The sequence below is a fragment of the Serratia sp. ASV30 genome, assembly GCF_016428815.1.
GTDB lineage: Bacteria > Pseudomonadota > Gammaproteobacteria > Enterobacterales > Enterobacteriaceae > Chania > Chania fonticola_C.
The window spans coordinates 26,922-40,163 of record NZ_JAELTL010000036.1; the positions used below are offsets into that span (position 1 = coordinate 26,922).

Below are 13,242 nucleotides of genomic sequence, written 5' to 3' on the forward strand. Positions count from 1 at the left end.
TCAGTCAACAATGCCTTGCCATCACTCTGTTGTTATTGGGAAACCGAAGCTTTAAATCAAAGGGACTTATGAACGCTATCGCTTGCAAGGCAGTGCTGTTTGACCTGGACGGTACCTTGGTGGACTCAGGAGCCTGTATAGAGAAATTGTGGTCTGAATGGGCAACCCGGCATCATCTGGATGTGGACTACGTTCTGGCAAATATTCACGGGCGTACTATCGAGGAAACGCTGCGGATCGTCTCTCCTTACTTTGACAACCCACAGTGCGTTGATGAAGTCAAAACGCTCGCCATCGAGGCTCTCAGTCAGGTTAGTGCCATTAGCGGTGCCGTTGAGCTGGTGCGCCAGTTGCCGCCACAATGCTGGGCAATTGTCACCTCCGGCGCCAAGAAAGTGTCGATGCAAAGCATGATCAGCGCAGGCATCCCACGGCCCCACATGATGATCACTTCGGAAGATATCGTGCACGGCAAACCCCATCCAGAACCCTATCTGATGGCGGCAGCCGGATTTGGCCTGCCGGTGCAGAAATGCGTGATTTTTGAAGATGCGATTTCTGGCGTGAACTCCGCCCTTGCCGCCGGTGGGCAAGTGATCGTCATCGGTAACGGCGTGCCGATTTCTTCCCCGCAAATCAAGGCCACCGTGGCCGACTTGAGTAGCTTTAAAGCCGAGTTGATCGACGACATCATCCATTTATCCTGGTGACTACAACACGCTGGCGGGCACGTTTGCTGTGCCCGCTAATAATCACTCCATTAACTTCTTTTTAACCTCCCCGTGATGCGTTATGCTCAAAAATCCGACGTAGTGATTTTTGAAACGGGATTTCTGTTATGTCTGCCTATTTACCGCACTCCAGCCGGAGCCGTCCATGAGTTGGTTCTCGCGCGCTAGCGCGCTTCCTCTGCTGGTTGCCGGGGCATTCTTTATGGAAAACCTGGACGCTACGGTGATCGTCACCGCGATGCCGCAAATGGCGACAGCCTTTGGCGTACAGCCGGTAGATATGAACATCGGGGTTTCGGCCTATATTCTTACCCTGACGGTGTTTATCCCCGCCAGCGGCTGGATCGCCAACCGCTTTGGTGCCCGCAATATTTTCACCGCCGCCATCGTTATCTTTACTCTGGCCTCGGTGCTATGCGCCCTCAGTACCACCTTGCCACAGTTTACTGCGGCTCGTATCCTGCAAGGCTTTGGCGGCGCTTTGATGGTGCCGGTGGGCCGCCTGGTGGTGCTGCGTAATACCGCCAAACCCGATCTGATCAACGCCATTGCCACTATCACCTGGCCAGGATTAGCCGCCCCGGTCCTGGGGCCACCGGTTGGCGGTTTTATCACCACCTACGCTTCCTGGCACTGGATTTTCATCCTCAACGTGCCGCTTGGCCTGTTGGCACTGTTCTTCGCTTGGCGCTTGATCCCTCATGAGCCCGCGCAGAAAGGCGTTGCCTTTGATGGATTGGGTTTTGTGCTCACCGGAGTCGCCTGCTTTGGGCTGATGTTTGGGCTGGATCTGATCAACAGTCCGCAACTCTCGTGGCTAGTGCCTCTGTCATGTCTGGCCGCTAGCCTGGCGCTGGGAAGCCTGGCGATACGTCACGCCAAACACCACGCCTATCCCTTGATAGATCTCTGGGCGATGCGGGTAAAAAGTTACGCTGTCACTATTAAGGGCGGCACTCTGTTCCGCATTGCTATCGGTGCCGTGCCGTTTCTGCTGCCCCTACTGTTTCAAATCGGCTTTGGGCTGAATGCCTTCGATGCGGGGTTGTTGGTGCTGGCGGTGTTTGCCGGTAATCTGGTAATGAAGCCGTTCACCTCAGCAATCCTCTACCGGTTCCGTTTTCGTACCACGCTGGTAGTCAACGGCTTACTTAATGCCGCTACCATTTTTGCCTGCGCGCTGCTAACCCCGCAGACCCCTACCTGGTTGATCCTGACGCTGCTGTTTGTCAGTGGCTTGACACGTTCGATGCAGTTCACCGCGCTGAATACGCTGGCGTTTTCCGAAGTGCCGCAACCACGCATGAGCGGAGCTAATACCCTGTTCAATATGGCCCAGCAGATGGGCAGCGGCCTGGGTATCGCCATCGGTGCGCTGGCGCTGCGGTTGGCGGAAATGCTGATGCCGCAGCAACAGGGCGCGGTGCCGCTGGCCGACTTCCAGTTGGCCTTTATCGTAATTGGCGTGATCGCCCTGGTGGCGGTGCTGGATAGCTTTACGCTGGGCGCAGAGGCGGGCAATGAAATCCGCCAGAGGAAAAGTGCCCCTACGTCTGAAAAATCTATGGCAACCAAAGTAAGGAGTTAAACGATGCAATACCGTCAACTTGGCCGGTCCGGCCTTAAAGTTTCGGCTCTAAGTTTAGGCACCATGACCTTTGGAGGACAAGGCAAGTTCGCCAAAACCGGCGCGACAGACGTTAACGAGGCGCGCAATCAAATCGCCATGTGTATTGATGCGGGGATCAACCTGTTCGATACCGCCGACGTCTATTCCGCAGGCCAATCGGAGGAGATCCTCGGCCAGGCATTGGGCAGTAAACGCCACGAAGTGCTGGTCGCCAGTAAGGCCCGTTTCCCTATGGGCAGTGGCCCGAACGATGCCGGGTTATCACGCCACCACCTGATCCGCGCCTGCGAAGCCAGCCTGAAACGCCTGAATACCGACTATCTCGATCTCTATCAGTTGCACGAGTGGGACGGCATCACCCCAGTGGACGAAACGCTGCGGGCGCTGGAGGATCTGGTGAGCAGCGGCAAGGTGCGTTACACCGGTTTGTCAAACTTCTCCGGTTGGCACCTGATGAAACACCTGGGCAGCGCGGAACGGTTGGGATTGGTGCGCCCGGTCAGCCAACAGATCCATTACAGCCTACAGGCGCGCGAAGCGGAATATGAACTGTTGCCTGTTGCTCAGGATCAGGGGCTTGGGGTGTTGGTCTGGAGCCCATTGGCCGGTGGCCTGCTCTCGGGTAAATACCGCCGTAATCAACCCACACCTGAAGGCACGCGCCATCTGGCCAACTGGGGTGAGCCACCGGTGCGTGATCAAGACGCGCTGTTTGATATTGTTGAGGTGCTGGTGGAAATCGCTCATTCCCGCGGTATCTCTGCGGCACAAATAGCGCTGGCCTGGCTGTTGGCTCGCCCAACGATCACTTCGGTGGTCATCGGTGCCCGTAACGCAGAGCAGCTCAAAGATAACCTGCACGCGGCCAACCTGATCCTCAACGAAGAAGAGCTGCAGCGCTTGGAAGAAGTAAGCCGTCCGCCGCTGATTTATCCGTACTGGCACCAAGCCTCAACCGCGCCGGATCGTCTCTCTGCGGCCGACCTTTTGCTCCTTGCCCCTCACCTGGTAAAAAAATAAGTCGCATCTGCCGCTAATCAACGTAATATCGATGATCCGCCCCGTTTTAACGGGAGCGGATTTTTGCCGTTTTAGGCCTGAAAAGCGAGGTAATAATAATGATGCACAGTGACCTTACTCAGTGCCGTGTGGATACCGATCGGTTGTTGATTGCCCCCTTTACCGCAGCAGACGCCGACGATGTTTACCAGGCGATCACCCCTACGCTAACGCGTTTTTTAACCTTTGAACCAGAAGAGTCTCCCGAGGCATTTGCCAACGTCTGGGAAGGCTGGTTACCGTTGATCCGTGAAGGTGAAGAAGTCATCTTTGTGGCACGACTGCGTGACAGCAAGCAGTTCGTTGGCATGGGTGGCGTGCATAATCTGCACCAGCAAAAACCGGAACTCGGGATCTGGGTGAAAGAGAGCCTGCACGGCAACGGCTATGGCCGCGAAATCGTCCATGCCATGGCAAAATGGGCTAGCGAACGCTACCACCCGCCGTACTTCATCTACCCCGTCGCCGAGCAGAACACGCCAAGCCGCCGCATTGCCGAATCACTGGGTGGCACCGTGCAAGGCCGCCGCGAGAATATCAAATACGACTGTGTGGTTTACCACGTGCCGGCCATCACCGGTTAAAATTGCAGGGTTAACGCAACCGCGTTAGAGTGGATGCAGGCTAAAAACAGTTAAGGAACAGCAGCATGATTATTTTTGTCACGGGCGCTACCTCCGGTTTTGGTGAAGCAATTGCCCGCAAGTTTATCGGTGAAGGCCATCAGGTGATTGCCACTGGCCGTCGTGTAGAGCGCCTGGAGGCGCTGCAGACAGAACTCGGTGAAGCACTGCATATCGTGCGTTTGGATGTCCGCAACCGTGCGGCGATCCAGCAGGCCATCGAAGAGTTACCCGCTGCGCTGCGCAACGTCGACGTACTGGTGAATAACGCCGGTCTGGCGTTGGGCCTGGAACCTGCGCACAAAGCCAATGCGGACGATTGGGAAACCATGATCGATACCAACACCAAAGGGTTGGTCAATATGACCCGCGCGCTACTGCCAGCCATGGTGGAACGTAACGTTGGCCATGTGATCAACATCGGCTCCACCGCCGCCAACTGGCCTTATGCCGGTGGTAACGTTTACGGCGCTACCAAGGCCTTCGTTAAACAGTTTAGCCTGGGTCTACGCGCCGATCTGCACGGCACTCATATTCGCGTTACCGATATTGAGCCTGGCATGGTTGGCGGCACCGAGTTCTCCAACGTGCGTTTCAAAGGGGATGACGGCAAGGTAGATAAAACCTATCAAGGGGTAGATGCCCTGACGCCGGATGATGTTGCCGAAGCGGTATTCTGGGTGGCAACGCTGCCTGCCCGCGTCAATATCAATACCTTGGAAATGATGCCGGTCAGCCAGTCCTTTGCCGGGCTGAGCATTCATCGCGGTTAACAGTTCTACTCTGTGGCAGGGCACCCGCCCTGCTATTTCAACTCACGCCGTGCGCCAACCGGAAACGATAATCAACATCCCCAGCAGTGCCACTCCGGCCCCCAACCAATCCATGGTCGACAACTTCACGCCATCTACTACTCGCAGCCAAAGCAGCGCCGTTGCCACATAGACTCCACCATAAGCGGCATAGACTCGCCCACTGGCAGCAGGATGCAGCGTCAACAACCAGACAAACAGCATCAGGCTGAGGGCCGCAGGCAGCAACAGCCAGGCGCTGGCGTTTTTCTTTAGCCACAGATAAGGCAAGAAACAGCCAATAATTTCGGCCAACGCTGTGGCAAAAAACAATAAAGTGGTTTTTAACATTACCGCTCTTTCTCTCAGTAAATTAAACGAACAAGGCGATGCGCTGGTGCAATATTACAGCACGGTGATATATTTAACCCATGCTATAGCCAGTGTTGCTGGTGGATGCAACACTCACTGATAAGGATGAAACGATGAAATTACTTTCCCTTCCGCGCCTGATGTTACCGGTTGCCATGTTGTTGCTGGCCGGTGCCTGGCAAGCTCCTGCCTTCGCTGCCTCTTGCACCCAGGGCAGCACCTGCGTCACGGTTGACGGCAGCGGCGGCGCAGCCATGAGCAACGAACAGGCTCGTCAAAGCAAAGAGCAGTGGAACGAAACCAAATCGCTGCGCAGCAAGGTTAACACCCGTGTCGAGAAGGAGTTTGACAAGGTTGACCGTGCTATAGATGACGAAGATCGTTGTGATAACAGCTACAACGTCAATGCCTATTGGGAATCGTCAACCCGTAAGTGTCTGGATCGCACCACTGGCCGTCCAGTCACGCAGTAATAGCGAGTAAGGGTAAACTATTCAACCTGATGCTGCTATCCTGACAAAGAACATTCGTCTCAAATAAGGATCCAATGATGAAAAAAGCGCTTGTAGTAGGTGTACTGCTGTTAGCCACCGCGCCGCTGGCCGCTTTTGCCTCATGTGAGAGCATAAAGGCGGATATTGCCCAGAAGATTGTCAATAACGGCGTACCGGAATCCGGCTTCAAGCTGGAGATCGTGCCTAACGATCAGGCGAACCTTGCCGGTGGACAGGTGGTCGGCCACTGTGGCCAAGACACGCAGAAAATCGTCTATACCCGCCTGATTAACGGCGACGAAAGCGGCGACGCGGCGCAAACTGGCACCAGCCAAGACACCCAAGCCCCGCAGTAACCGGCTCCAGGGCGCAGTTCGTTACTGCGCCCTTCTTCTTCGTTAGGCCTGTTTAACCTCTTCACCTTCGCCCTGTGGCCGATGACGCGCCGGGATCAGCATAGCCGCGCCCAAGGCAAACAGCGATATCAACGCCGAGACCAGGAATACCCAATGCATTGAGGCGGCAACATGCCCAATGAGATCCGCCAGCGCCTCTGGCCGCATGGTGTTGCGAACCTCTGGCTCCATCAGCTGCTGCACCGGATCAACCGTGTGTGGCAGCCGCAAATGCAGGTTGATATTCAACGTGGCCCCCAGAATGGCGGTGCCGATGGCCGAACCGACCATCCTGGTGAATACCGTGCAGGCGGTGGCGATACCGCGAATACTGTAATGTGCCGCATTCTGTACTGAGACCAGGAAGGTGGTGTTGCACAACCCCATACCGACCCCGATGATGAACGCCGCAACCCGCCCCCACAGTAAACCACCTGAAGGCTGTAACAACAGCAGGATAAAGCCCCCGGTCGCCAACAGCAGCGCACCAAGCAGTGCTGTGGTGCGATAAGACGTCAGCAGCATCAAACGCCCACTCAGCATACTGGCCAACGGCCAGCCAATCGACATCAAGGCCAACGTAGTACCGGCTTCCAGCGGAGTTCCGCCCTTCACGCCCTGAATGAAGGTCGGCAAGAAGGCGCTAATACCCATCATGGCAGCACCGATCACCACGCCGCCAATATTGCCCGCCACAATCACGCGGTTTTGCCACAGGGCCAGCGGGAACAGCGGTTCAGGAGTAAGGCGCTCCTGACGAATTAACAACTTCAGCGCCACTAACGCCAACGCCAGCAACGGTATTACCCACCATCCCAGCATTTCCGCCTGCAAGAGTGACAGCAGTAAGGCGGCGACAAAGATCGTCAGCCAAGCCGTTCCCGCCAGATCCAACGCATGTTTGCGCCCCTGTTTAAGGTCTGGCAGGTAACGCCCCAGGAAATACATCGCCAGCAGGCCAATGGGCAGGTTAACCCAAAATACCAGTGCCCAAGACGTGTGTTGCACGATAAACGCCCCCAGTAACGGACCAAGAATGGCCGAAACACCCCAGACGCTAGAGATATACCCCATCACTTTTGGCCGTTCGGTGGCGCTGTAAATATCACCGATCACGGTGGTGGCAATCGGCATGATCGCCCCGGCCCCCAGCCCTTGCAACAGGCGGAAGGCAATCAGCCAATACATATTCGATGAGAAACCGCACAGGATCGACCCCAACAGGAACAGCGTGGCGCCAAAGAAAAAGACCGGTTTCCGGCCGTATAAATCCGCCAACCGTCCGTAGATCGGGATAGTAATGGCCTGTGCCAGCAAATAGACCGAAAACACCCAGCCTAGCAACGAAAAACCACCCAGGTCGCCAATAATCGTCGGCATCGCGGTGGCGACAATGGTCGCTTCGATGGCAGACATGAACATCGCCAGCATGCAGGCAAACAGGATCAATGGCCGATGAGCTACTTGGACTGTGCTCGAAGAAGTGTTAGTGGTCATCAGTTTATCATGTGTCCCTATATCTTTTATTTTCCCGCAGTATAACAGCCGGGGGACGCTGTAGTTTGTCAGGGGGATGTTGTGCACCAAAAAACCGCAACAACGCACCAATTGAACACATTGTGACGGTATCATCCATAAATAAACACCCTATTGAATAATAAGGTATTTCTTAGAAGCAACCTGAAAGTCAAGCCACGCCTGCTTTATCGTTAAAACCTATCCGAACGATAGTGCAAACCAATGATAGTGATTGATTTTAATCAAGTTGCCAACCGCCCCAGGTCGTGACAATCTGACTTGCCCATTTTATTACCTCTTTATATGTAGGGCTATTTGGAAATCAACTCATTGGAGCGAGAACATGATTAAAAAAATCATTCTGGGATGTGCCGTTACCGCCGTCGTCGGCTATTTGGGGACCGTCGGTTATGTCTACCATTACGATCAACAGCGAAACCCCGTGGTTGCTGGCAATCAAATCGATACCCTGTTAACCCGCAACGGCTGCGACTATTGCCACTCCAACTCGGCTCAACTTCCCTTCTATGCTGAGTTGCCGATCGCCAAACAAATTATGGCGCAGGATATCCTCCGTGGAAATCAGCATTTCAACCTAGATGCGACCCGCTCCGCTCTGCAACAAAAAACCGCGGTGCCTGAGGTCGATCTGGCCAAGCTGGAAGCCGTGCTGCAAAACCAGGAGATGCCACCTCCACTGTATAAGATGGTCCACTGGGCCGGAAACGTCAGTGCCGGCGATCGCAATGAACTACTGAGCTGGGTCCGTCAACAGCGCGAGCAGTTCTACACTTTGCCGGATACGCCAGCTGAACTGCGTGGTGCCGCCTTACAGCCGGTGCCTGCCTCGCTACCTACCGATCCGCAGAAAGTGGCACTGGGCTTCCGCCTGTTCCACGATCCGCGCCTGTCGAAAGATAACAGCATCTCATGTGCCCACTGCCATAAGCTGGGCGAAGGTGGCGTGGATGGCCGCGTCTCATCTTTGGGGGTTGGCGATCAGGTGGGGCCAATCAACGCCCCGACGGTGTTTAATGCGGCCTTCAATATGGCGCAATTCTGGGATGGCCGAGCGGCAGATTTACAGGCTCAGGCCGGTGGCCCGCCAATGAACCCGATCGAGATGGCCTCTGAGTCCTGGGATGAAATCATCGCTAAACTGGATCAGGACGCCTTGCTGAAGGCCGATTTCCGGCGCGTCTATGCTAACGGCTTCACCGGCGAAAACATTACCGACGCCATTGCCGAGTTCGAAAAGACACTGATCACGCCAGATAGCCCGTTTGATCGCTATCTTAAGGGCGATAGCAATGCCCTGACGGCGCAACAAAAACACGGCTACCAGTTGTTCCAGCAAAACAAATGCGGCACCTGCCATACTGGGGTCAACCTTGGCGGCCAATCGTATGAGGTGATGGGGCTGAAAGCGGATTACTTTGCCGCTCGCGGTAACCTCACCGAGGCCGACCTTGGCCGTTACAACGTCACTAAAAATGATGGCGATCGTCACCGCTTCAAAACCCCGACGTTACGTAACATCGCCCAAACCGCCCCTTACTTCCATGACGGCAGCGTGACTTCGCTACATCAGGCGGTCAAGGATATGCTGACCTATCAGGTCGGCGTTACCCTGCCGGACAACGATATCAAGGATCTGGTCGCGCTGCTGGAAAGCATGAGCGGTAAATATCAGCCTGCCACGCCTCCGGCCGGTTAATACTTTAGCCACAACGCCAGGGTTCTGATAAAGATTCGCTGGTTTTCAGGTGGGTAGACAAGCACAATGCCCACCTGAACCTCTTATTCTTCATCATCTGCCAACACATGAATCAACTGGTCCCTCTGCATCACTATCGCGCCCTGCTGCGCCATCTGTTGATTGCCATCCTACTCGGCATTTGTGCTGCGCTGGCCGTATGGTTATTTCACCGCGCCATGCTCGGGCTTGAATGGCTGTTGCTGGATCACGACGAAGGCAGTTTGGTGGCCGCTGCTGCTGCACTGCCAGGATGGCGGAGAGCGTTAACGCCCGCGTTAGGTGGATTGGCCGCTGGCTTTTTGTTGTGGATCTACCAACGTTACCAACATCAAAAACCCATCGCCCCAACGGATTATATGGAAGCGATTGAAGCCGGTGACGGACGATTGGCCGTTAACGCCAGCCTGATAAAATGCCTGGCCTCGCTGTTGGTGGTTTCCAGCGGTAGTGCCATTGGCCGCGAGGGGGCGATGATCCTGCTGGGGGCATTGGTGGGTTCGGTATTTGCCCAGCGCTTTACCCCGGCGAAAGAATGGAAATTGTGGGTGGCTTGCGCTGCCGCAGCCGGGATGGCTAGCGCCTATCATGCCCCGTTGGCGGGTAGCCTGTTTATCGCGGAAATCCTGTTTGGTTCACTGATGCTGGCCTCGCTTGGCCCAGTAGTGATCGCCGCCGTGAGTGCGCTGCTAATGACCAATCTGCTGAACGGTGGCCAGGCCCCGCTCTATATCGTGGAGCCGCTTGCTGCCCCCTGGCCGGTGCAGTATCTGTTAATGGCTTTGGTGGGCATACTGGCAGGCGTTTGTGGCCCGCTGTTTCTGTGGGCGATGGCGGCCAGTGGCCGGGCATTTCGCTCACTTAACCTCATACCGCCATTACAGCTGGCGCTTGGCGGGCTGATCGTCGGGTTGCTTTCCTTGTTGTATCCCGAAGTCTGGGGAAATGGCTATAGCGTGGTGCAATCTTTACTCTCGGCCCCACCGGGGATACTGCTGGTCAGTGCGATCCTGATTTGCAAACTGTTAGCCCTGTTGGCCAGCAGTGGCTCAGGTGCACCTGGTGGCGTGTTTACGCCGACATTATTCGTGGGGGCTGCATTGGGCTCGGTAGTGGGCCAGATGCTTGGTCTATGGCCAGAGTTGGGTATTGCAGTGCCCATTCTGCTAGCACTGACTGGTATGGCGACATTGCTGGCTGCCACCACTCATGCGCCAATTATGGCGGCATTAATGGTGTTTGAGATGACCGGGGAATATACCCTGCTGCCAGGCATTCTGTTGGCTTGCGTTATCGCCACCACCATTGCTCGCGGGCTACGCCCACTGTCGGTTTATCACAACACGTAGCGGTCAACCAACTGCGAAACATCCAGATACTGTGCCAACTCACGTTGTTCCGCACGCGGCAGATAAGGGATCTCACCCAGCAACGGAGCCGGAATACGCTGCTGCATCGCATCAATAGTTTCTGCGTAGTGCGCTAAACCGGGGTTGATACGATTAGCCACCCAGCCCAGCAATGGTAAGCCATCGTTAATAATTGCCTGTGCGGTCAATAGCGCATGGCTGACACAGCCCAGTTTGATCCCGACCACCAGGATAACCGGCAGTTGTTCCTGTACCACCCATTCGGCATAAGGACGGAGATCGTTCATCAATACCCGCCAGCCGCCGCTGCCCTCTACCACGACTGTATCTGCCTTGGCGGCGAGATGGTGCAAACCACGGCTCATCAGTCCGTAATCAATATCCTGGGTCGCATGAGCATGAAACACCTCATCCAGACAGGTGATCGGATTGATTTCGTCATAGGACAGCGGCACAGAGGAAGAGGCCTGTAAAACTAAAGCGTCTCTATTGCGGATGCCTTCACTGGTTTCCTGGCAGCGAGCCGCAATGGGCTTATAACCCGCCACTGAACGACCTTGCGCAGCGAAAGCCTGCAATAAACCGCGAGAAACCACAGTCTTGCCTACGTCGGTATCCGTGCCTGTAACAAATAAACGCTTTAACATGAATAGATTGCCTTGAAATGCCTCGTTAACCTAAAAAATCGCCGTAAATCACGGCGAGAGTCGTCCTACGGCAAAAGTCTAGGGGATGCAACTCAACGGGGGCTTGAGGTAGCTCAATCTTTTGGCGGTAAAGAATAAGAAACTCTGATAAGGGGCATCAAAGCCAATGGAACGAAAACGTACCTCCTGTCCCCAACACCCCGCATGAGTTGACGCAACACAGGCGCATAAATCAACGGATGGTCAGGTCTGGAGGGTTGTCTATCTGGGATTTTGATCAAGATGAGGGGGATCTTAATGTCCGCGTCAGCGGACAGCTCATTTTCAATAGCTCTGAACATATTGTTGCTGCGGCGCTCACAGGACACGGGATTGCTTTTTTGCCAGAAGAAGAATTTGGAGCACATATTAAAGACGGTAATCTGGTTCGTGTGCTGGAGCAATGGTGCAAACCCTTCCCTGGCTACTACCTGTATTATCCCAGTCGCAAACAGCCTTCTCCTGCGTTCTCGTTGGTCCTTGAAGCTCTTAGGATCGGCCAAAAACGCATCCCCGCCAAGGAGACGCTGGAAGTGTAGCTTTTGGATCCAATTCCCGGGCAGATTACGCCACAGCGTGAAAGACGACAGCTAAATCAACCTTGTAGCAACTTCACCAACAAAGAGCCGTTATACATGGCTTCTTTCACCAGTGCAGCACCCGGCATGGTGCCTTGGTTGAAGAATTGGGTGGATTCAACTTGCACATGTTCGCTGTACGCAGGCAAGGATTGCTGACGGATGCAGGAAGCAATCGCCGGATGCAGAATTTCTGCGGCACGGTTCAACGGTGAACCCACCAGGATTTTTTCCGGGTTGAACAGGTTGACCATGATCGCCACGATGCGCCCGACGCTGTGTCCGACGCCAAGAATAATATCTTTGGCTAACTGATCGCCAGCCAAAGCCGCATCGCACAGTGATTCCACGGTCAATGGTGCGCCATGCAGCATGGAAGACATCGAGCCACCCAGACGTTGCTGGGCAATTTCCAGCATGTTTTCAATGCTGGCGACCGTTTCCAGGCAACCGTGGTTGCCGCAATAGCAGCGCTTACCGTAAGGATCGACCTGTGTGTGACCGATCTCCACCACGCTGCTGCTGCCCGCATGCAGTACGCGTCCGTTAGTAATCACCCCTGCGCCGACGTTATGATCGATAACGACCTGAATGACGTTATGGCTACCACGGGATGCGCCATACAGCGCTTCTGCCATCGTCCAGGCGCAGATATCATGCTGAACATAAACCGGTAGGCCCGTCAGTGCTTCTAACGCTGGCCCCAATGCCATTTCATTGACGTCATAAAACGGCATGCGGTGAACAATACCCGCAGCGGTATCAATCATGCCGGGCAGCGTGATGGCAATGGCGGTTAAACGCTCGAGTTTGCTTTGGTGGCGGATAAAGAACTGGTCTACTTCGCTGACAATGCGCTGTAATAACGGCTCGGCATGTTCGGCTTTTAACGGCAGCAGTTCTTCAACCACCATCTTGCTGCTGAGATCGCGCAGCGCCAAGGTAATGGTGCCACGGCTGATACGTGCAGAGAGGTAATGCCAGGCTTCGGTGTCCAGCACCAGGCCAACGGCCGGTCGGCCACGGCTGCCCACTTCCTGATATTCGGTTTCTTTAACCAGATGCGCTTCGAGCAGTTCACGCACTATCTTGGTGATACTGGCAGGTGCCAGCTGTGCCCGCTTGGATAATTCGATGCGCGAAATCGGCCCCAGCCGATCTATCAGCCGGTAAACTGCCCCTGCATTGGTTTGCTTGATCTGATCAATATGCCCAGGCTGCCCATCAGCAATCACACAC

Annotated in this window: 13 protein-coding genes and 1 pseudogene; 10 read left to right on the forward strand and 4 right to left on the reverse strand. The window is 55.0% G+C overall.

The window, feature by feature from the left end:
* The first annotated feature begins 68 nt into the window (after positions 1 to 68).
* The 5 genes from JHD74_RS16300 to ydfG all read left to right on the forward strand — a co-directional run bounded on the left by JHD74_RS16300 (position 69) and on the right by ydfG (position 4,816).
* On the forward strand, positions 69 to 710 hold the full coding sequence (locus JHD74_RS16300) for an HAD-IA family hydrolase (protein WP_024530491.1): 642 nt from the start codon (positions 69 to 71) through the stop codon (positions 708 to 710).
* Between the two features lie 166 nt (positions 711 to 876).
* Positions 877 to 2,319 carry an MFS transporter gene (locus tag JHD74_RS16305; protein WP_199063094.1) on the forward strand — a complete coding sequence of 481 codons (1,443 nt, stop codon included), beginning with the start codon at positions 877 to 879 and terminating at the stop codon, positions 2,317 to 2,319.
* Between the two features lie 3 nt (positions 2,320 to 2,322).
* Positions 2,323 to 3,381 carry an aldo/keto reductase gene (locus tag JHD74_RS16310; RefSeq protein ID WP_199063095.1) on the forward strand — a complete coding sequence of 353 codons (1,059 nt, stop codon included), beginning with the start codon at positions 2,323 to 2,325 and terminating at the stop codon, positions 3,379 to 3,381.
* A gap of 98 nt (positions 3,382 to 3,479) precedes the next feature.
* A complete protein-coding gene (locus JHD74_RS16315) occupies positions 3,480 to 4,004 on the forward strand; it encodes a GNAT family N-acetyltransferase (RefSeq protein WP_074031427.1) in 525 nt (174 codons plus the stop codon).
* 65 nt (positions 4,005 to 4,069) lie between these two features.
* Positions 4,070 to 4,816 (forward strand): bifunctional NADP-dependent 3-hydroxy acid dehydrogenase/3-hydroxypropionate dehydrogenase YdfG, encoded by a 747-nt coding sequence (gene ydfG, locus JHD74_RS16320; RefSeq protein WP_024530495.1) that lies wholly within the window; start codon positions 4,070 to 4,072, stop codon positions 4,814 to 4,816.
* 42 nt (positions 4,817 to 4,858) lie between these two features.
* Here the strand turns inward: ydfG and JHD74_RS16325 are convergent, their stop codons facing one another.
* The gene (locus JHD74_RS16325; RefSeq protein WP_065686170.1) at positions 4,859 to 5,185 is read right to left on the reverse strand and encodes a YnfA family protein; all 327 of its coding nucleotides are present in this window, start codon (positions 5,183 to 5,185) and stop codon (positions 4,859 to 4,861) included.
* A gap of 134 nt (positions 5,186 to 5,319) precedes the next feature.
* Between JHD74_RS16325 and JHD74_RS16330 the strand changes: the two genes are divergently transcribed.
* Both JHD74_RS16330 and JHD74_RS16335 read left to right on the forward strand, forming a co-directional pair.
* Positions 5,320 to 5,679 (forward strand): DUF1283 family protein, encoded by a 360-nt coding sequence (locus JHD74_RS16330; protein WP_024486637.1) that lies wholly within the window; start codon positions 5,320 to 5,322, stop codon positions 5,677 to 5,679.
* A gap of 77 nt (positions 5,680 to 5,756) precedes the next feature.
* The gene (locus JHD74_RS16335; RefSeq protein WP_098931184.1) at positions 5,757 to 6,056 is read left to right on the forward strand and encodes a DUF1161 domain-containing protein; all 300 of its coding nucleotides are present in this window, start codon (positions 5,757 to 5,759) and stop codon (positions 6,054 to 6,056) included.
* 42 nt (positions 6,057 to 6,098) lie between these two features.
* Here JHD74_RS16335 and JHD74_RS16340 read toward each other — a convergent pair whose 3' ends face one another.
* The gene (locus JHD74_RS16340; protein ID WP_199063096.1) at positions 6,099 to 7,592 is read right to left on the reverse strand and encodes an MDR family MFS transporter; all 1,494 of its coding nucleotides are present in this window, start codon (positions 7,590 to 7,592) and stop codon (positions 6,099 to 6,101) included.
* 367 nt (positions 7,593 to 7,959) lie between these two features.
* Between JHD74_RS16340 and JHD74_RS16345 the strand changes: the two genes are divergently transcribed.
* Together JHD74_RS16345 and clcB are read left to right on the forward strand one after the other, a co-directional pair.
* A complete protein-coding gene (locus JHD74_RS16345) occupies positions 7,960 to 9,330 on the forward strand; it encodes a cytochrome c peroxidase (RefSeq protein WP_024530500.1) in 1,371 nt (456 codons plus the stop codon).
* Positions 9,331 to 9,437: 107 nt separating this feature from the next.
* Complete coding sequence (clcB, locus tag JHD74_RS16350; protein ID WP_029711745.1) at positions 9,438 to 10,718, forward strand: voltage-gated ClC-type chloride channel ClcB; 1,281 nt, start codon at positions 9,438 to 9,440, stop codon at positions 10,716 to 10,718.
* Here the strand turns inward: clcB and bioD are convergent.
* Positions 10,706 to 11,386: a dethiobiotin synthase gene (gene bioD / locus JHD74_RS16355; protein ID WP_024530502.1), complete on the reverse strand. Its 681-nt coding sequence runs from the start codon at positions 11,384 to 11,386 to the stop codon at positions 10,706 to 10,708. The two genes, clcB and bioD, sit on opposite strands and share 13 nt — an antisense overlap.
* Positions 11,387 to 11,571: 185 nt before the next feature.
* On the opposite strand from bioD, the pseudogene JHD74_RS16360 reads away from it, so the two are divergent.
* Positions 11,572 to 11,964 (forward strand): annotated as a pseudogene (locus JHD74_RS16360) (LysR substrate-binding domain-containing protein); the annotation flags it as partial.
* 56 nt (positions 11,965 to 12,020) lie between these two features.
* Here the strand turns inward: JHD74_RS16360 and JHD74_RS16365 are convergent.
* Positions 12,021 to 13,238, reverse strand: a complete 1,218-nt coding sequence (locus tag JHD74_RS16365) for an ROK family transcriptional regulator (RefSeq protein ID WP_024530504.1) — start codon at positions 13,236 to 13,238, stop codon at positions 12,021 to 12,023.
* Positions 13,239 to 13,242 lie beyond the last annotated feature (4 nt).

Excerpts from the sequence above, each read along its gene's own strand:
- JHD74_RS16300 (WP_024530491.1), top strand. The coding sequence starts at position 69 with ATGAACGCTATCGCTTGCAAGGCAGTGCTGTTTGACCTGGACGGTACC.
- JHD74_RS16305 (WP_199063094.1), top strand. The coding sequence starts at position 877 with ATGAGTTGGTTCTCGCGCGCTAGCGCGCTTCCTCTGCTGGTTGCCGGG.
- JHD74_RS16310 (WP_199063095.1), top strand. The coding sequence starts at position 2,323 with ATGCAATACCGTCAACTTGGCCGGTCCGGCCTTAAAGTTTCGGCTCTA.
- JHD74_RS16315 (WP_074031427.1), top strand. The coding sequence starts at position 3,480 with ATGATGCACAGTGACCTTACTCAGTGCCGTGTGGATACCGATCGGTTG.
- ydfG (WP_024530495.1), top strand. The coding sequence starts at position 4,070 with ATGATTATTTTTGTCACGGGCGCTACCTCCGGTTTTGGTGAAGCAATT.
- JHD74_RS16325 (WP_065686170.1), bottom strand. The coding sequence starts at position 5,185 with ATGTTAAAAACCACTTTATTGTTTTTTGCCACAGCGTTGGCCGAAATT.
- JHD74_RS16330 (WP_024486637.1), top strand. The coding sequence starts at position 5,320 with ATGAAATTACTTTCCCTTCCGCGCCTGATGTTACCGGTTGCCATGTTG.
- JHD74_RS16335 (WP_098931184.1), top strand. The coding sequence starts at position 5,757 with ATGAAAAAAGCGCTTGTAGTAGGTGTACTGCTGTTAGCCACCGCGCCG.
- JHD74_RS16340 (WP_199063096.1), bottom strand. The coding sequence starts at position 7,592 with ATGACCACTAACACTTCTTCGAGCACAGTCCAAGTAGCTCATCGGCCA.
- clcB (WP_029711745.1), top strand. The coding sequence starts at position 9,438 with ATGAATCAACTGGTCCCTCTGCATCACTATCGCGCCCTGCTGCGCCAT.
- bioD (WP_024530502.1), bottom strand. The coding sequence starts at position 11,386 with ATGTTAAAGCGTTTATTTGTTACAGGCACGGATACCGACGTAGGCAAG.